The 17,610-nt window shown below is 61.5% G+C and carries 10 protein-coding genes; 2 read left to right on the top strand and 8 right to left on the bottom strand.

The genetic code is table 11. The features are described 5' to 3' along the window. Positions 1 to 171: 171 nt before the first annotated feature. Positions 172 to 1,356 (bottom strand): GTP-binding protein, encoded by a 1,185-nt coding sequence (locus tag J2J98_RS06865; RefSeq protein ID WP_207603093.1) that lies wholly within the window; start codon positions 1,354 to 1,356, stop codon positions 172 to 174. Positions 1,357 to 1,458: 102 nt separating this feature from the next. Continuing rightward, complete coding sequence (locus tag J2J98_RS06860; protein ID WP_207602718.1) at positions 1,459 to 8,490, bottom strand: DUF4082 domain-containing protein; 7,032 nt, start codon at positions 8,488 to 8,490, stop codon at positions 1,459 to 1,461. A 542-nt stretch (positions 8,491 to 9,032) separates the two neighbouring features. Here J2J98_RS06860 and J2J98_RS06855 point away from each other — a divergent pair. After that, positions 9,033 to 10,349, top strand: a complete 1,317-nt coding sequence (locus J2J98_RS06855; protein WP_375337101.1) for a polysaccharide biosynthesis/export family protein — start codon at positions 9,033 to 9,035, stop codon at positions 10,347 to 10,349. A 148-nt stretch (positions 10,350 to 10,497) separates the two neighbouring features. Beyond that, the gene (locus J2J98_RS06850) at positions 10,498 to 12,006 is read left to right on the top strand and encodes an O-antigen translocase (RefSeq protein ID WP_207602717.1); all 1,509 of its coding nucleotides are present in this window, start codon (positions 10,498 to 10,500) and stop codon (positions 12,004 to 12,006) included. 44 nt (positions 12,007 to 12,050) lie between these two features. Here the strand turns inward: J2J98_RS06850 and J2J98_RS06845 are convergent, their stop codons facing one another. The 6 genes from J2J98_RS06845 to J2J98_RS06820 are packed head-to-tail and all read right to left on the bottom strand — an operon-like array spanning position 12,051 to position 17,579. Continuing rightward, a complete protein-coding gene (locus J2J98_RS06845) occupies positions 12,051 to 13,268 on the bottom strand; it encodes a DegT/DnrJ/EryC1/StrS family aminotransferase (RefSeq protein WP_207602716.1) in 1,218 nt (405 codons plus the stop codon). Further along, complete coding sequence (locus tag J2J98_RS06840) at positions 13,265 to 14,236, bottom strand: NAD-dependent epimerase/dehydratase family protein (protein ID WP_207602715.1); 972 nt, start codon at positions 14,234 to 14,236, stop codon at positions 13,265 to 13,267. Before J2J98_RS06840 ends, J2J98_RS06845 begins: the two co-directional genes overlap by 4 nt. Further along, entirely contained in the window at positions 14,233 to 14,949 is a 717-nt protein-coding gene (locus J2J98_RS06835; RefSeq protein ID WP_207602714.1) for an acyltransferase, read from the bottom strand. The genes J2J98_RS06840 and J2J98_RS06835 overlap by 4 nt, the downstream gene beginning before the upstream one ends. Next, positions 14,939 to 16,042, bottom strand: a complete 1,104-nt coding sequence (locus J2J98_RS06830; RefSeq protein ID WP_207602713.1) for a DegT/DnrJ/EryC1/StrS family aminotransferase — start codon at positions 16,040 to 16,042, stop codon at positions 14,939 to 14,941. Before J2J98_RS06830 ends, J2J98_RS06835 begins: the two co-directional genes overlap by 11 nt. After that, on the bottom strand, positions 16,039 to 17,076 hold the full coding sequence (locus J2J98_RS06825; protein WP_207602712.1) for a Gfo/Idh/MocA family protein: 1,038 nt from the start codon (positions 17,074 to 17,076) through the stop codon (positions 16,039 to 16,041). The genes J2J98_RS06830 and J2J98_RS06825 overlap by 4 nt, the downstream gene beginning before the upstream one ends. After that, on the bottom strand, positions 17,073 to 17,579 hold the full coding sequence (locus J2J98_RS06820) for an acyltransferase (RefSeq protein WP_207602711.1): 507 nt from the start codon (positions 17,577 to 17,579) through the stop codon (positions 17,073 to 17,075). Before J2J98_RS06820 ends, J2J98_RS06825 begins: the two co-directional genes overlap by 4 nt. Positions 17,580 to 17,610 lie beyond the last annotated feature (31 nt).

Here is a 17,610-nt window from a genome sequence, read left to right as displayed (position 1 = left end):
TGGGTGGTACCTCCATACGCCCATATGATGATCTCGCCGCGCCTCCGATCGACAGGCCTCAAGCTGCCTGATGCTCCCGCTAAGCCGCGGGCGCTGGGTGAAAAGGAAGCTCGTCGGTCTTGTTTTGCCGGTTCGGCCAGTCGAGCCTGTAGTCTCCCGCGCTGCGCCGCGCTACCAGGCCGGAAATGGATCTTCGAGAGCCGACCAGTCCCGCGGATCCGCGCTGGCCAGGCAGTCGTCCAACGCGGTCCGGACGCCTGTCTCGTCCATATCAACACCGATGAAAACGAGCTCCTGCCGACGGTCGCCCCAGGCGCTGTCCCACCGGCGCTCGATCTGCTGACGAAACTGCTGATGGCTTGGCCAGTCCTGTCGGGGAACGGCCGCCCACCAAAGTCCCATGGGTTCGCAGCGCCGTTGCGCCCCGGCAGCCGACATCAGACCCACGTGACGCGGTCGCGTCGCAAGCCAGAAATGGCCTTTGGCACGGATGACCCCCGGCCAGGGCTCGTCCAGGAATGCTCGAAACCGCGTGGGATCGAAGGGGCGCCTCGTTCGATAGACAAAGCTCGATACCCCGTATTCCTCCGTCTCCGAAACATGGTCGCCCGGGCTGTACAGTTCCTTGTGCCACAACGGGTGAGCGGCGGCTTTCGCTTCGTCGAAGAGGCCCGTATTGAGGATGGACGCGAGAGAAACCTTGCCGAAGTCCGTCTCCACCTGGCGCGCATCCGGGTTGAGTGCAGCCACGGTCTTGCGGACTTCCGCGCGGATCTCCTCGGTGGCGTTCGAGATCTTGTTGATCACGACAACATCGGCAAACTCGATCTGGTCCACCAACAGATCGATGAGTGTTCGCCGGTCCTCGCCGTCCCGCTGCAGGCCGCGATCGCGAAGCAGGTCGGCGCTGCTGTAGTCGGCCAGGAGGCTTGCAGCATCGACAACGGTCACCATCGTATCAAGTTTCGCAAAATCGGAGAGCGAAACACCATTCTCGTCGCGGAATGAAAAGGTTGCCGCGATCGGACATGGCTCGGCAATGCCGGTCCCTTCTATCAGCAGATAATCATATCGCCCCTCTTCGGCCAGTCGCCGCACTTCCGTCAGGAGGTCGTCGCGCAGGGTACAGCATATGCAGCCATTGCTGAGTTCGACCAATGTCTCCGTCGTATGCGACAGGTTGCAGCCACCGTCTCGAATGAGACTCGCGTCTATGTTCACCTCGCTCATATCATTGACGATGACGGCGACCCTGAGGCCCTGACGGTTGGTCAACACGTGGCGGAGAAGCGTCGTCTTGCCGGCGCCGAGAAAACCGGCAAGCACTGTCACCGGGAGCCGGCCCTTCCTGTTCATCACCCTGTTCATCAGCATCCCTTGAAAGTGGGCATTCGGAGCGACCGTCGCAGCGGGGAGCATTTCACCCTCATTCAGCCCGTACCTGGTCTTATCAATGCATCACGAAGCAAGCTGCGGTCGGAAGACCACATCGGCATAGTAATTTGCCGAATCGTAGGTGCTGGTCGGGAAGAGGCCCGTTGTTGCGGATCCGCCATAGGCGTAGACGCCATTGCCGCCGGCAGCCGCACTCGACGGAGCCGTCAACGGGCCGTTCGAGACACCATTCGTGAAGAATCTGTTGGTCGCCACGTAGGCGCCTGTTGTGTGGTAGGAGGCGACATAGGTTGTGTTGGCGGCGATGGTGACGGGTGTTGCAAAGTTCACCGTCTGCCAGCCGCTCGCCGTGGTGTTGCTGAAGGTGGCGGTGGCGAGCCTGGTGCCGGTGGAAGTCCACAGGTCGACGACGTTTTGACCGTTGTCGTTGGCGCTGCGGTAGAACTTAATGGCGGTGACATCACCGGCGACGTTCGACTGGAACTTGACGCCGAGCTCGAGCTGCTGCCCGTCGTTGAGGTTCGTCTGGGCCGGTGTGCTGGAAGCGTTGAACAGGCTGTAGGTCGCCGGCGCCACTGTCGCAGTGATATTGAAGGTCTCGTTGGCGGCGAGGCCGCCGAGATCGGTCGCCGTGACCCTGACGCCGTAGGTTCCGGCTGCCGTCGGCGTGCCGCTGAAGGTGCGCGTCGAGGCGTTGAAGCTCAGCCAAGAGGGCAGCGCCGTGCCGTCGGCGGCGGTTGCCGCATAGGCCAGCGTGTCGCCGCTGTCGACATCGGTGAAGGTGGTCGTCGGCAGCGTGAAGGAGAAGGCAGAGCCGACGGTGGCGTTCTGGGTCGCCGTCTGGACGGCGAGCACCGGCGCGTCATTGGCGCCATGGATGGTGATGGTGAGGTTTGCCGTGGCGATGGCGCCGGCAGCGTCGCGCATCGTGTAGCTGAAGACATCACTCAGAGTGTTGGTCGACTGGCGCAGCGCCTGCACGGCGGCATTGGACTCGTTGACGGCATAGCTATAGGCGCCTGATGCGTTGAGCACGAGACTGCCATAGGCGCCGCTGAGCGCTGCGCCGAGCGTGCCTGACGTCGCCCCGAAGCTGACCGCCGTCACCGTCTTGGTGTCGCCGGCATCCGGATCGGTGTCGTTGGTCAAGACGTTGCCGCTGGCCGCAACACCGCCGGAGCCGTTGGCAACGCCGCCCTTCTCGGTCGCATCCCCGGCATCGGCAACCGCCGTCGGCGCCGTGTTGCCTGATGTCGACACGGCGATATTGAAGGTCTCGTTGGCGGCGAGGCCGCCGAGATCGGTCGCCGTCACCCGGACGCCATAGGTGCCGGTTGCCGTCGGCGTGCCGCTGAAGGTGCGCGTCGAGGCATTGAAGGTGAGCCAAGAGGGCAGCGCCGTGCCATCGGCAGCGGTTGCCGCATAGGTCAGCGTGTCGCCGCTGTCGACATCGCTGAAGGTGGTCGTCGGCAGCGTGAAGGAGAAGGCGGAGCCGACGGTGGCGTTCTGGCCAGCCGTCTGGACGGCGAGCACCGGCGCGTCGTTGGCGCCGTGGATGGTGATGGTGAGGTTTGCCGTGGCGGTAGCGCCTGAAGTGTCACGCATCGTGTAGCTGAAGACATCGCTCAGCGTGTTGGTCGACTGGCGCAGCGCCTGCACGGCGGCATTGGACTCGTTGACGGCATAGCTATAGGCGCCCGATGCATTGAGCACCAGACTGCCATAGGTGCCGTTCAGCGCTGCGCCGAGCGTGCCCGATGTCGTGCCGAAGCGGACCGCCGTCACCGTCTTGGTGTCGCCGGCATCCGGATCGGTGTCGTTGGTCAAGACGTTGCCGCTGGCCACCACGCCGCCCGAGCCGTTGGCAACGCCGCCCTTCTCCGTCGCATCCCCGGCATCGGCAACTGCCGTCGGCGTCGTGTTCGGGGACGAGGGACGGAAAACCACATCAGCAAAATAGTTGGCAGCATTATAGGTGGCATTCGGGAAAATGCCTGTGGTGGCGGATCCGCCATAACGGTAGACGCCGTTGCCGCCGGCGGCGGCACTCGACGGAGCCGTCAACGGACCGTTGGTGACTGCGGCCGTATAAAAATTGTTGGTCGCCACGTAGGCGCCTGTTGTGTGGTAGGAGGCGACATAGGTTGTGTTGGCGGCGATGGTGACGGGTGTTGCAAAGTTCACCGTCTGCCAGCCGCTCGCCGTGGTGTTGCTGAAGGTGGCGGTGGCGAGCCTGGTGCCGGTGGAAGTCCACAGGTCGACGACGTTTTGACCGTTGTCGTTGGCGCTGCGGTAGAACTTAATGGCGGTGACATCACCGGCGACGTTCGACTGGAACTTGACGCCGAGCTCGAGCTGCTGCCCGTCGTTGAGGTTCGTCTGGGCCGGTGTGCTGGAAGCGTTGAACAGGCTGTAGGTCGCCGGCGCCACTGTCGCAGTGATATTGAAGGTCTCGTTGGCGGCGAGGCCGCCGAGATCGGTCGCCGTGACCCTGACGCCGTAGGTTCCGGCTGCCGTCGGCGTGCCGCTGAAGGTGCGCGTCGAGGCGTTGAAGCTCAGCCAAGAGGGCAGCGCCGTGCCGTCGGCGGCGGTTGCCGCATAGGCCAGCGTGTCGCCGCTGTCGACATCGGTGAAGGTGGTCGTCGGCAGCGTGAAGGAGAAGGCAGAGCCGACGGTGGCGTTCTGGGTCGCCGTCTGGACGGCGAGCACCGGCGCGTCATTGGCGCCATGGATGGTGATGGTGAGGTTTGCCGTGGCGATGGCGCCGGCAGCGTCGCGCATCGTGTAGCTGAAGACATCACTCAGAGTGTTGGTCGACTGGCGCAGCGCCTGCACGGCGGCATTGGACTCGTTGACGGCATAGCTATAGGCGCCTGATGCGTTGAGCACGAGACTGCCATAGGCGCCGCTGAGCGCTGCGCCGAGCGTGCCTGACGTCGCCCCGAAGCTGACCGCCGTCACCGTCTTGGTGTCGCCGGCATCCGGATCGGTGTCGTTGGTCAAGACGTTGCCGCTGGCCGCAACACCGCCGGAGCCGTTGGCAACGCCGCCCTTCTCGGTCGCATCCCCGGCATCGGCAACCGCCGTCGGCGCCGTGTTGCCTGATGTCGACACGGCGATATTGAAGGTCTCGTTGGCGGCGAGGCCGCCGAGATCGGTCGCCGTCACCCGGACGCCATAGGTGCCGGTTGCCGTCGGCGTGCCGCTGAAGGTGCGCGTCGAGGCATTGAAGGTGAGCCAAGAGGGCAGCGCCGTGCCATCGGCAGCGGTTGCCGCATAGGTCAGCGTGTCGCCGCTGTCGACATCGCTGAAGGTGGTCGTCGGCAGCGTGAAGGAGAAGGCGGAGCCGACGGTGGCGTTCTGGCCAGCCGTCTGGACGGCGAGCACCGGCGCGTCGTTGGCGCCGTGGATGGTGATGGTGAGGTTTGCCGTGGCGGTGGCGCCGGCAGTATCGCGCATCGTATAGCTGAAGACGTCGCTCAGCGTGTTGGTCGACTGGCGCAGCGCCTGCACGGCGGCATTGGACTCGTTGACGGCATAGCTATAGGCGCCCGATGCATTGAGCACCAGACTGCCATAGGTGCCGTTCAGCGCTGCGCCGAGCGTGCCTGATGTCGTGCCGAAGCGGACCGCCGTCACCGTCTTGGTGTCGCCGGCATCCGGATCGGTGTCGTTGGTCAAGACGTTGCCGCTGGCCAACACGCCGCCCGAGCCGTTGGCAACGCCGCCCTTCTCCGTCGCATCCCCGGCATCGGCAACTGCCGTCGGCGTCGTGTTCGAGGACGAGGGATTGAACATCACGTCGACCCAGTAATTCGTCGCGCTGAAGCTGGCAGTAGGATACAGGCTGTTGTTACCGTATCTATATACGCCATTACCGCTCGCCGGTGCCGTCAGCGGCCCACTCGTTACGTTCGAGACGAAATAGTTGGTGGTTGTCGAGTAACGACCGACATTCGTGTGGTACGACGCCGTGTAGGTCTGTCCGGGCGTCAAAGCCACAGGACTGGAAAAATACGCGGTCTGCCAGCCGCTGGCGGTCTCGTTGGCAAAGGTGAGAGTCGCGATCCGCGTGCCGGTGCTAGACCAGAGTGAACCTGTATGCGTACCGGTGTCCTGACTTCCCTTGTAAAAGCGAATGCCGCTGACAGTCCCAGCCACAGAGGTTTGGAAGCGGACCCCGAGTTCGACGGCTGACGTATCGTTTGTATTGACGACGGCCGGAGTCGCCGCGCCGAAGAGAGACGTGTAGCTTGGCCCACTGACGGTAACCGTGCGACCAGCCGAGGGTGCTTCGAGATTGATGCTGTCGTCTACGGCACGGGACAGGATCGTATAGCTACCGACGGCCTGCGGCGACCAGCGATAGGTCCAGTTCTCATCGCCTGTCGCTGGATGCCAGCTTGCGCCATTGTCGGTGGAAACCTCGACGCCGGCGACCACCCCGCCGCCCGTGTCGGCAGCGGTGCCTGTAATCGTAACGGTGGATCCGACGGTCGCCGTTGCTGGCACCGTTATGACGGAGGTCGGCGCAACCTGGTCCGACGAAGCCGTCGCGGCGACCAGCCCGGATTGCAGCGTCCCGGGCTGAATGCCCATATCGGCAAGCAAGTTGACCATTGCCTGCTGCACGCGCGGGTCCGTCGGAGTCGCCGTGAGGTCGTGATTGTCGCTCAGGCCCCATGTCCAGTAGACGGTACCGGCACCGAACACCAGCGCTCCGCTCGGAGCGCGATAGAGCGTCAAATTATGGGTCGAGACGCCATTGCCGGTGGTGTTGCCATAGTCGAGCAGGTAGGTGCTTACAGGAACCGTCGTCGAAGACAGCTTGACTAGGCCGGCCGGATCGAAGCCGTTGTCGGGGGCTTCGTCCCACTCGTAACCAAGATAGTTCTTGGTGAGCGTCGCCGTCTGGCCGGGCTGAAGATTGGCGACGCTCGTATTGCGCCAGAAACGCAAATTGGCATCGTCATAGGGAATAGTGATCGCCTGGAGATTGCTGCCGACGTCGTCAACCTGGAACAGCTGCCCAGTCAGTGAGTTTTCCGGATTACCGCCGCCGACAGCGGGTGGGCTGAGGCGCGGATCACGGAAAGTACCTGTCCATTCGTTGGAAGGGTCGATGCTGGCGCCCGGCGACCAGGTCTCCTTATAGGAGATCAGCGTGCGGTAAGGCGTGGCATCGGCGCTATAGGCATTGCCCCAGCGGGTGCGCCAATAGACCTCGTTGCCGCTCCAGAACTGCAGGTTAACCCCCGCGTCACGGGCGGCTTCGACATTGGCGCGTTGCTGGCCCGACCAGTATTCGTCATGCCCGGCATCGATATAGGCTTTGTGATTGAGCAACAGGCTGCCGTAGCGGTCGACGTCCACACCCGATAGATACGAGACATCGTAGCCGTTCTGCTCCAGCCAATAGATGCCTGCGTATTCGGCGCCGAAGAGATAGTCCTGCGGGCCAGCAACGGTTCCCACGCCACCGCGGGTCGCGATCGGTCTGTTGTAGCTGACTGCATAGGCACGGCCAGCTCCCTGCCCCGTCGCCGGTCCGTTGCCGCCATAGAAGTTTGCGCCACCCCAGCCGTTATAAGCTTGCCAGGTCTGATCTGCGGTCTGGAAGACGATGTCGCTGCGGCTGTCGTCGTCACGCACGATGAACGGGATATGATTTTGGCCGGAGGTGCCATCCTGACGCACCAGCTTGGCGATATAGACGCCTGAGACCGCGTCCTCTGGTACAGTCCACGACGCCGAGACTGCCCAATTGCCGGCATCCACCGTGCCGGTCGAGGCGTTGCGCAGCGGAGTGGGCTGCGTCTGCAATCCGGTGTGCTGAATGGTGTGGACCTTGCGGGCGCCCATGCCGCCGTAATAGCCGAGCCTATAGATATCGATCCGATAATTGGTGGAATTCGTATTGATCTTGAAGCTGATCGTCTTGCCGTTATCGACGCTGATGTCGGTCGCAAAACCCTCGATGTTGGAGCTGCCAGCACCGTCGATGCCCCACTCGCTCTCCGGGTTGCCCTGCTTCTGGTTTTCCAGCACGATTATGTTGTTGGCCGCCGCCGCGGCCGCCAGATTTTGCGTTGTCAGCGACCGCTGCTGTGGGGAAGGCGGCATCGTCACTGAGCCGGAAAGGATGCCGATGCCCTTCGATTTGGCGGAGCCCGTTCCGGTCTCTCCGCCGCCTGGCAACGATCCGGTGAGGACCGTTGATTCCCGCCAGCTTGCGGTTCCGCGCCAGCCCGAGAGAGGGGATAAATCACGATCGAGAAGCGGGTCGCTGATCGAGGCACCGATGGCACGCTTGATCGTCGATACAAAGTCCGGCCCCTCGGTCAGCCTGGTTCCCGGCAGTTGGCCGTCCGGCTGAAGCATGGCGCCGCCGTGAGCCCAATCGAGCATCCGCACGGGCGAGGTAAAATAGCCGCATCCGCAGACACCAAAGGGCATGCCAAACGCCAGTGAACTGGCGCCGGCTTCATGCGCAGTCGCCTGCGTTGACGGTGTCGATTCGAGAATGACGACCTTGCCCGAGTGCGCAAGCGCCCCGATCGCCGCTGCAGAATCTTGCCCGGAGGCTGTCGGTGCAGGGCTTTGCGGCAGATAGGGAGCCAGCGGATCATCACCGATGGCGCTCATTCCAGGGTAGGTGCGCTGAAGGGACGACTCAGCCCCGAAAGCAACTCCATCCGCGCGCCCCTGGAACCGCGCAAAATCCGGCATATGAGCTGATAGCACAGACGCGGCGACATCACCGCCTCGAACTCCCTTTTCGCCAATCGTTTTGAAAGCATAGGGCAAGGACGGTGCTGCGCGGTCAATGTCGGCCGGAGCGTCCGCGCCGCCGATCACCCCCGCTCTCTGTCCAGCATCATGCTCGCCGAGCGCCGCATCATGATCGGGATTGGCGACGAGATTACCGTGCTTGTTTGCTTCCGCGCTCTGCGCGGATGCCGCAAGTTGAGCACTATCCTTACGCCTTTCGGCAGGCTTGCGCGGTTTTCCCTTTCCGCCGACGCTCAACCACCGGGGCATCAACGAATCCAGCAGAAGTGAGCGCGAGGTCCACCGGCGAGCGTTGCGATACATGGCAGGTACCTCTCGCAAAATTTATCGGGGTCAAATCTATAAGGGTCGCTTCACACGAGTTCCGAAGTATAGTCGAAAAATAAGCGAGTATATCCTACACCTTTCGCTCTACAGACTGCATCCTTTGGGCAAACGGCCACGTCCCGTGAACCTGGTGTGGCGGCGCCAACGCTGGAAACGCCCGGGCAGGAAGCAATCCGCCGGATCGTTCGAGCGATGGCAAAGGCTGCAGGGATGGTAGCGCCGAAGATCTGGCACGAGCGCGCGGTCACTGTCCTTCGCGGCTGGCGGGCCTATTCCTGTGGGCTCGACTCCTTATTTTTTGGAGCGCTACCTCGGTGAGATATAGGTTCCCGCTCGAATTTGACTGAAGTACCCGCCACCACCTCATCAATAGTGATGAGGCAAAGCAAACGACCTTCACCTTCCTCAAGGCTTCGCCAGACTGCACACTAACGATGCGGCTTCGGACCTCGTCCGTCGGTCGAACAGCGTCAAGGCATTGAACCGGCATCCGTTCAAGGATGTTTTGCAGGCGAGATATGTATATGATTTCATCGCACCGCACCCCCCACCTGTTCTTTCGCACGGTGTTTGTCATCGGTGCACTTGCCTTTCTTGCCGGAGCCGTGTCGCCGGCTCTCGCCGATAGTGCGCCCTTGGCTCCGCAGACGAAAATCCGTCTGACGATCGTCCAATGGATGCAGTCAAAAGGCCAATATGAACGATGGGACGCTCTTGGCGGCGAATACAGGGTCTCGGATGAGGGCACAGTCTTCCTGCCCTTTCTTGGATCCCTTTCGGTCGGCAATCGCGGAAACGCCGATCTCACAAACGAGATTGCCAAACGTCTGCAGGAAAAAATCGGCTTGGTTCAGCCCCCCGCGGTTACGATCGAAATTCTCGAATATCCGCCAATCTATGTTGTGGGAGACGTAACCACGCCCGGAGAGTATAAATTCCGCCCCGGCCTTACCGTCCTGCAATCCCTGGCAATGAGCGGCGGTCCGCTTCGCGCAAAAAATCTACTGCAAACGCAGTCGATCAAGCTCGCCGGCGAATTGCGGGAAATCGATCACTCGATCCTGCGTAGCACCGCGAAACTGTCGCGGCTCCAGGCCGAGATGGCCGGTGCGAAGGAAATTACCTTCAGTCAGACGAGCGGCGCCGATCAGCAATTTTCCGCCGGGATATACAGTGAGGAGAGGGTTATTTTTCAAGCTCGTGCAAGTGCGCTGGAGAGACAGTCAAAGGCGCTCACGGAATTGCGCGAACTTTTGACCACCGAAATTTCGACGTTGGAAGAGAAACTGGTGGGCGCAGACGATAATATCAAATCGGTAGAGGACCAGCTGACCAGCGTTAAGTCTCTGGTGCAGAAAGGCCTCACGATCTCGTCGAGGCAGTTGGACCTGGAACGGTTGCTGACGACTTACCGCTCCGACAAGCTCGACCTGGTCACCGCCATCATGCGAGGCCGCCAGGCAATCAGCGAGACCACGCGGAATCTCGAGGGGCTGTCCGACACGCGCCGGAGCGAAGTCGCTGTCGAAGCGCAGTCGGAACGAGCAAAGCTCGATCAGCTCAAAATGAAGCGCGAGATGACGCAGAGGCTGCTCCTCGATGAACTCGCGGCCGACAATGGATTGAAAGACCGCAGCGAGGAACTCCCCATCACCTTTACGGTGAGCCGGCGGAATGGAGGACGAATCGATCAGTTCCAGGCCTCCGAAACGACGACACTGGCGCCGGGTGACGTAGTGAGGGTTGTTCGCCCCCGCATTCCGGACGAGCCGTCCGGGTCTGCCTCCGACACATCTGCGGAGACCGAAACACTCGCAAATCGGACAAGCCAGTGACCCACGAAAAGCCTGTGTCGCAATGGTGGAAGCGGTCATGGGTAAGCCGATACAGGCGGTCGCGTATCTCCGAAGCTGCGTTGAGGAACATCTCCGGCATAACGCGCCGGAGATCCTGTGTCTTGGGATAAACGGCTAGGGACCTTTGATGACTTTGCGCATGATCCCACCCAGCGGTCAGACTTATACCCAAATCCTCAAGTCGACGATGCTGATGGGCGGTTCCTCGCTGGTGAATGTCGCTCTCAGCATCATTCGCAACAAGGCTTTCGCCGTTCTGCTTGGGCCGGAAGGCGTGGGGCTTATCGGCCTTTACGGATCGATCATCGATATCGCGCAGGCGATAGCTGGTCTCGGCGTGAGCAGCAGCGGGGTGCGCCGGGTCGCCGAGGCGGCGGGCACGGGCGATACAGAGAGGATCGCGCGGTCGGCGATAGCGCTAAGACGCATCTCGGTGGTGCTGGGCGTGCTTGGCGCGCTCTTGCTCATGGCGCTGGCTTTTCCGGTCTCGAGTTTCACCTTCGGCGATTATCAGCACGTCGGCGGCGTTATGCTGTTGTCCCTGGCCGTATTCTTTCGTCTGGTGGCCGCCGGGCAGAGTGCGTTGATCCAGGGCTTGCGGGGTATTGCAAATCTCGCCCGCATCAACGTGCTCTCGGGGCTCTTCGGCACGATGGTCAGCATTCCGCTGATCTATCTGTTCGGCGCGCCGGCGATCGCACCATCTCTCGTGGCGATTGCGGCCGTGTCGATCCTGCCCACCTGGTGGTACAGCAGAAAGATATGCAGGCACCCAACGCCAATGTCGCCACCCCAGTTTGGCCGGGAGGCTACAGCTCTGCTGAGGCTCGGCGTCGCCTTCATGGCAAGCGGACTTCTGACCTTCGGCGCGGCCTACGCGATCCGCATTATTGTACTGAATGAAGGGGGCGTCGTGGCGGCGGGATTGTACCAGGCAGCCTGGGCGCTTGGCGGCCTTTACTCCGGTTTCATTCTGCAGGCGATGGGGACCGACTTCTATCCGCGCTTGACCGCAATCGCGGCCGACAATGCCGAGTGCAACCGGCTCGTTAACGAGCAGGCAGAAATCAGCATGCTTTTGGCCGGCCCCGGTCTGATCGTCACCTTGACCCTGGCGCCGCTCGTGATGAGCTTGTTCTATTCCGCTGAGTTTCACGGGGCTGTCGATCTTCTGCGTTGGATCTGTCTTGGCATGATGCTCCGGATCGTCGCTTGGCCCATGGGTTTCATCGTCCTGGCGAAGGGTGCGCAAACTATCTTCTTCTGGACTGAGGTCGCTGCGACGCTGGTGCATGTCGGGCTAGCCTGGCTCTTCGTCGCGAAGCTCGGTGCGCCAGGGGCCGGCATGGCGTTTTTTGGCCTTTATGTCTGGCATAGCATCCTGATTTACCTGGTCGCGCGGCGGCTCACCGGATTCCGGTGGTCGCCTGCCAACCTCAGGCACGCCCTGCTTTTCCTGCCCGCATCGGGATTGGTATTCACGGCCTTTCTGGCCTTGCCAATATGGCCGGCGATGACGATCGGCTCTGTCGCGGTGGTTGTGAGCGGGCTCTACTCGTTGCGCATGTTGGTCAAGCTGCTGCCGCCTGAGTCAATGCCCGCAATCATTAAGAAATGGATCGCGAAGCCGGCGTGAGAGGCGATGCGATCGGGGTGACCCGATCGCATGCTGATCCTGCATCACGCAGGAACGATATCTCGATCGCGCCGCAAGTTTGCGTGTGGAATGGCGGCTCCGGCAATCGATCCGCGAAGCGCCTCGACAACACTGGCGATGTCGAGGTCCGTCATCTGAGCAAAAAGCGGCAGGATTATCGTTTGCTGCTGCGCTGACACGCTTCGCGCGAGATTAGTGGCGACGCGATGGAAGCTCCGGCTGGAATAGGCTCCCTCCAGATGAATGTTCATCACGCCGCGCCTGGTCGAGATGCCCTGATCGAGCAGTGCTTGCATTACTGCCCGCTGGTCGACGGCATCAGGTAATCCCACGCAGAAACTTTGCCAGTTGCTGCGAGCCCAACCGGGCTCGATCGGCGGCGCCATCCCAGGGACCGTGGAGAGGCGCTCGCAATATTGATCGGCGAGCCGCCTCCGCTGCGCGATCAGCTCCGGCAGCCGCCGCAACTGCACCCGTCCGACCGCGGCCTGGAGGTCTGTCATGCGGTAGTTGTAGCCTAATTCGTCATAGTCCTCGAAGATCACCTGCTTCGAGCCGTGGCGGACTGCGTCGGTGACGCTCATGCCATGCTGGCGCCACAGCCGGAATCTTCGGTCATATTTGGGATCCGCCGTGGTCAGCATGCCGCCATCACCCGTGGTGACGACCTTGCGGGGGTGGAAGGAGAAACAGGCAATGTCGCCATGCGGCTTGCCGATTTTTTCCCAACGCCCGTCCCACAGGATTTCGCTTCCCGTCGCACAGGCCGCATCCTCGATAACCGGTATCGAGTGGCGCTTGCCGATCTCCACAATCGAACGGAGATCGCAAGGCATGCCGAGCTGATGCACGCACAGGATTGCCTTGGTGCGGGGCGTGATTGCTGTTTCGATCAGGCTGGGATCGATGTTGTAACCGTCCGCTTCAATATCGACGAAGACCGGCACCGCATCGCAGTATCGAATAGCGTTCGCCGTTGCGATGAACGAATGGCTGACCGTGATGACTTCATCACCGGCGCCGACGCCGACCGCCTTCAGGGCCAGATGAAGCGCGGTCGTGCAGTTGGAAATGGCACAGGCGTGCGGGGCGCCGACAAAGGCTGCAAATTCGCTCTCGAAAGCCGCGACTTCGGGCCCCTGCGTCACCCATCCCGTCAGAATAACGCGGCGCACAGCCTCGGCCTCTTCCTCCCCGAGAACGGGCTTGGCGACCGGAATTGAAGATTGAGGGGAGCTCATGCTGCAGCTCCCCCCGCAGCGGTCTGCTGCTGCCACCAGGCAACGAGATCACGAAGCCCCTGCTCCATGGAGATCTCCGCCTTGAATCCGAGGAGCCGTTCGGCCTTGCTGGTGTCGGCCAGACGACGAGTTACGCCGTTGACTGTCCGGGCCTCTTTGTGCTGCGGCTCGAGTGAAACGCCCATGATGCTGCTTAGCAACTGCGCGAGTTCCAAGAGGCTTATTTCCTGGCCGCTCGCGACATTGAAGACTTCGTCCGTAACGTCGCTCTTCGCGGCAAGGATGTTGGCCCGCGCGATATCGCGTGCATCCACGAAGTCCATCGTCTGGCTGCCGTCTCCGTAGACGAGCGGCGGCATTCCAGCCGCAAGGCGCTCCATCCAGCGGATGAGCACTTCGGTATAGGCACCGTAAACGTCCATTCGCGGTCCGTAGACGTTGAAATAGCGCAGCGCCACATAGCGCAGGCCATACATTTCCGCGAAGCTGCGCAGCAGCCCTTCGTTGAAGGTCTTGGCCGCACCATAGATCGTCCGGTTATTGTAGGGATGATGCGCTTCGGTCGTCGGGAAGCTTTCGGCGAGCCCCAGCACTGATGCCGAGGAAGCAGCCACGACCTTCGCCACGCCTGCCCGCACGGCAGCTTCGAGGACGTTGAACGTGCCCTCGGCCAGCACATCAAAGGCGAGCCGCGGGTCTTCCGCGCATTGCGTGATGCGGATCGCCGCCTGGTGGAAGACGATGTCGACGCCTTCGAAGGTTTTCGCCAGAAGCGCTCTGTCGCGGATATCGCCCTCGATGATGTTGACGGACCCGCTTGATATTGCCGTGCTGAGGTTGTCCCGGCGCCCACGCACGAAATTGTCGAGAATGATGATTTCGCGAGGTTTTTCCAATGCGACAAGATCGGCAATATGCGAACCGATCAGACCGGCACCGCCGGTAATGAGCACTCGTTTGTTTCTCATGATCTTCCCTCACGCGACATGTTCGTCATCGGATCATTCTCCGAACGCCAACGTATGAATTTCGCCGGTACACCCGCGGCAACCGAGAACGGCTCGACGTCGGAAACGACGACTGCCCCCGCTCCGACGATGGCCCCCTTCCCGATGGTCACGCCGGGAAGAATGGTCGCATTCGTTCCGATATCGGCCTCTGCACAGATGCGCACCGGTTTGATTTCAAGATCCGTGCGAATGATCGGAACATCTATCGGCAGTGCCGTGTGGGTAGAGCCAAGCACCTTGGCGCCGGGCCCCCACCCGACAGAATCCTCGATCACCAGGTGGCGAGCGTCGAAATAGGCCATCGGGCCGATCCAGACATTGTCGCCGATCACGCAGGTGCCGTCATAGCGCCCCTGAATATAGGCCTGAGCGCCGATGAACACGCCATCGCCGATTTCGAAAGTTTCCGGGTGTTTGAAACCGGCACCGCCTGCGACCTGCAGCCCCGCGCCACAACGCCGGGTAATCGCTTGCCAGATGGCTTTCCGCATCATCGTGTCAACGACGCCATCCCCTGTAGAGAAGCGACCGTAGAGTTCGATGAGGCCAGCGCGCCCGTATGACTGCCTGAGCTCTTCGGCGAGCCCCGCCTGGTAGGCAGGATCTGCCGGTTTCTCGCTGCGGCCGTGAACGGCCCGCACGACGCGAGCCTCGCCTGGATTAGCTGACATAGGCATACTCCAGCGCAGCAGCGACCTGATCGACGTGCTGGACGGGCATTTCAGGATAGATCGGCAGCGAGAGAACCTCGCGCGCGGCGGCTTCCGAGACCGGGAATTCGCCGACCTGGTAGCCGAGGTCGGCGTGGGCCTTCTGCAAATGAACAGGGATCGGATAGTGCAAACCGGACGGAATGCCCTCTGCTGCGAGCACACGCTGCAGGCCGTCGCGATCGTGACTTCTGATGGCATAGACATGGTAGACATGCCGCCGCTCGGCCGCTTCGGCAGGCGTCCGCAAATGCGACGCTCCCGCAAGCAGAGAGGAGTAGCGGCGACCATGCGAACGACGGGCTTCGGTCCAGGCTTCGAGATGCCGGAGCTTGACGCGCAGTATGGCTCCCTGAATGGCGTCCATGCGGTAGTTGAAGCCCTTCAGCAGATGGTGATAGCGCTGTTCCTGACCCCAGTCGCGCAGCATGCGCATGGTCTTGGCCTGCTCGTCGCTGTTCGTGACGGCGATACCGCCCTCGCCGCAGGCGCCGAGATTCTTGCCCGGATAGAAGCTGAAGCAGCCGGATGCGCCAATGCTGCCGGCGCTCGCGCCTTTATACCGCGCGCCATGTGCCTGGCAGGCGTCCTCGATCACCGGGATCCCATGGTGATCAGCGACTGCCATGATGCCATCCATATCGGCCATCTGGCCGTAGAGATGGACGGGAATGATCGCCTTGGTCCGGGAGGTAATCTTCGCCTCGAGCTGAGCCGGATCCATTGTGAGCGTCACAGGCTCCACGTCGACGAATACGGGTGTTGCGCCCGTGTAGCAGATCGCCGAAACCGTAGCGACGAATGTGAATGGCACGGTGATGACTTCATCGCCGGGGCCGACGCCCGCAGCAAGCAGGGAGAGATGCAGGGCGCTCGTTCCGGTATTGACGGCGATCGCATGCTTGACGTTGCAATAATCCGCGAATTCCTGCTCGAGACGGAGGACTTCCTCCCCTAGTATGTATTGTCCCGAGGCCAGGACGCCGAGCACGGCGGCGTCGATTTCGCTCTTGATCGATTGATATTGTGCTCTGAGGTCCAGAAAGGGGATCATGCGATGCGCCTCGCCTCTTCAAGCTCGATGATACGGCCGCGCTGGGCGAGCGACCGGCTGGCTGCGTCAAGGATGCGAACGACACGCAGCCCGGCCTGGCCGTCTGCAATGGGGCGCGAGTTCTGCTCGACGCATTCGACGAACTGATCCAGTTCGCGTTTCAATGCCTCGGTCATATCGAGCTTGGGCGCCCACATGTCGCCGCTGCGGTAGCCGACCATCATCTGATGCACTTTCTCGCCATACGCATCAGAATTGGGGCACATGGTGATGCCCTTGTCATAGACCTTGATTTTTTCGCTGGGCTCCAGATCGTCATAGACGATCATCTTGTTGCTGCAGCCGATGAGCGTGCGGCGGACCTTGACCGGGGCCAGCCAATTGACGTGAACGTGGGCGATAAGCTTGCTATCGAAGAAGAGCGTCAGATAGGCGATGTTCTCCGGCTCGCCGAGCACATGGCTCATGCCCGTGGCCGAAACAGCCACCGGCCTTTCCTGCACGACATGGTCCAGGATGGAGAGATCATGCACCGCTAGGTCCCAGATGACGCTGACATCATGCTGGAAGAGCCCCAGGTTGACCCGAACAGAGTCATAGTAATACATATCGCCCAAGCCGCCCTCGACCAGTTCTCGCATCTTGCGGACGGCGCCGGTGTGGACGAAGGTATGATCCACGGCCAGCACGAGGCGGCGGCGCGTGGCTTCCTCGACCATCCGTGCGGCTTCGTCCGTCGTCGATGCCATCGGCTTTTCGACGAAGACATGCTTTCCAGCCATCATGGCCTGCATTGCGAGCTTGAAGTGGGTCGAAACCGGCGTTGCGATAGCGATCGCATCCACTCTCGGATCGGCCAGAACTTCCTCGAATTTATCGGTGATCGTTATTGCGGGATACCGGCTCTTAACAGCTGCCAACCGCTCGACATTGAGATCACAAACTGAAACGAGGTGCGCGCCGGCCGCCTCCGAGATGTTGCGAACCAGATTCGGACCCCAATAACCATATCCGACGACAGCGATACCGATCATTCCATTTCTCCCAACGCAAACATATCGACCGGCCCGTCATTGACGCGGCCAATCACCCTGGCCGGAACGCCCGCGACGATGGCGCCATCCGGCACGTCCTTTGTCACAACCGCTCCGGCGCCGACCTGAGCAGCCTCTCCTATCGTCACGCCAGGCAAAATGGTGGCGTTGCTGCCGATCGACGCGTGGCGCTTGACAAGTGTGGGGATGAGGATCCAGTCCTCCTCCGTCTGGAGGCTTCCATCCGGATTAATGGCGCGCGGGTAGGTGTCATTCGTAAACATTACCCCGTGGCCGATGAACACGCCGTCTTCCAGCGTCACGCCCTCACAGAGAAAGGAATGGCTGGAGATCTTGCAGTCTTTCCCGACCACGACGTTCTTCTGAATTTCGACAAAGGTGCCGATACGCGTTCTTGCGCCGATCGTGCAGCCATACAGATTCACGAGATCTCGATGGTGGATGACGGTGCCGTTACCCAGCTTGACGTTTGATGCAATCATCCTGCAAACCCCTACTCCTAACTGGCCCGGT

The sequence above is a fragment of the Rhizobium bangladeshense genome, assembly GCF_017357245.1.
Lineage (GTDB): Bacteria > Pseudomonadota > Alphaproteobacteria > Rhizobiales > Rhizobiaceae > Rhizobium > Rhizobium bangladeshense.
The sequence above is the reverse complement of the archived record's forward strand: the minus strand, read 5'-3'. Positions and strand labels throughout refer to the sequence as shown.

What these genes read in the sequence shown, in the direction of transcription:
- J2J98_RS06865 (WP_207603093.1), bottom strand. Translation starts at nt 1,356, where the DNA reads ATGAACAGGAAGGGCCGGCTCCCGGTGACAGTGCTTGCCGGTTTTCTC.
- J2J98_RS06860 (WP_207602718.1), bottom strand. Translation starts at nt 8,490, where the DNA reads ATGTATCGCAACGCTCGCCGGTGGACCTCGCGCTCACTTCTGCTGGAT.
- J2J98_RS06855 (WP_375337101.1), top strand. Translation starts at nt 9,033, where the DNA reads ATGTATATGATTTCATCGCACCGCACCCCCCACCTGTTCTTTCGCACG.
- J2J98_RS06850 (WP_207602717.1), top strand. Translation starts at nt 10,498, where the DNA reads ATGACTTTGCGCATGATCCCACCCAGCGGTCAGACTTATACCCAAATC.
- J2J98_RS06845 (WP_207602716.1), bottom strand. Translation starts at nt 13,268, where the DNA reads ATGAGCTCCCCTCAATCTTCAATTCCGGTCGCCAAGCCCGTTCTCGGG.
- J2J98_RS06840 (WP_207602715.1), bottom strand. Translation starts at nt 14,236, where the DNA reads ATGAGAAACAAACGAGTGCTCATTACCGGCGGTGCCGGTCTGATCGGT.
- J2J98_RS06835 (WP_207602714.1), bottom strand. Translation starts at nt 14,949, where the DNA reads ATGTCAGCTAATCCAGGCGAGGCTCGCGTCGTGCGGGCCGTTCACGGC.
- J2J98_RS06830 (WP_207602713.1), bottom strand. Translation starts at nt 16,042, where the DNA reads ATGATCCCCTTTCTGGACCTCAGAGCACAATATCAATCGATCAAGAGC.
- J2J98_RS06825 (WP_207602712.1), bottom strand. Translation starts at nt 17,076, where the DNA reads ATGATCGGTATCGCTGTCGTCGGATATGGTTATTGGGGTCCGAATCTG.
- J2J98_RS06820 (WP_207602711.1), bottom strand. Translation starts at nt 17,579, where the DNA reads ATGATTGCATCAAACGTCAAGCTGGGTAACGGCACCGTCATCCACCAT.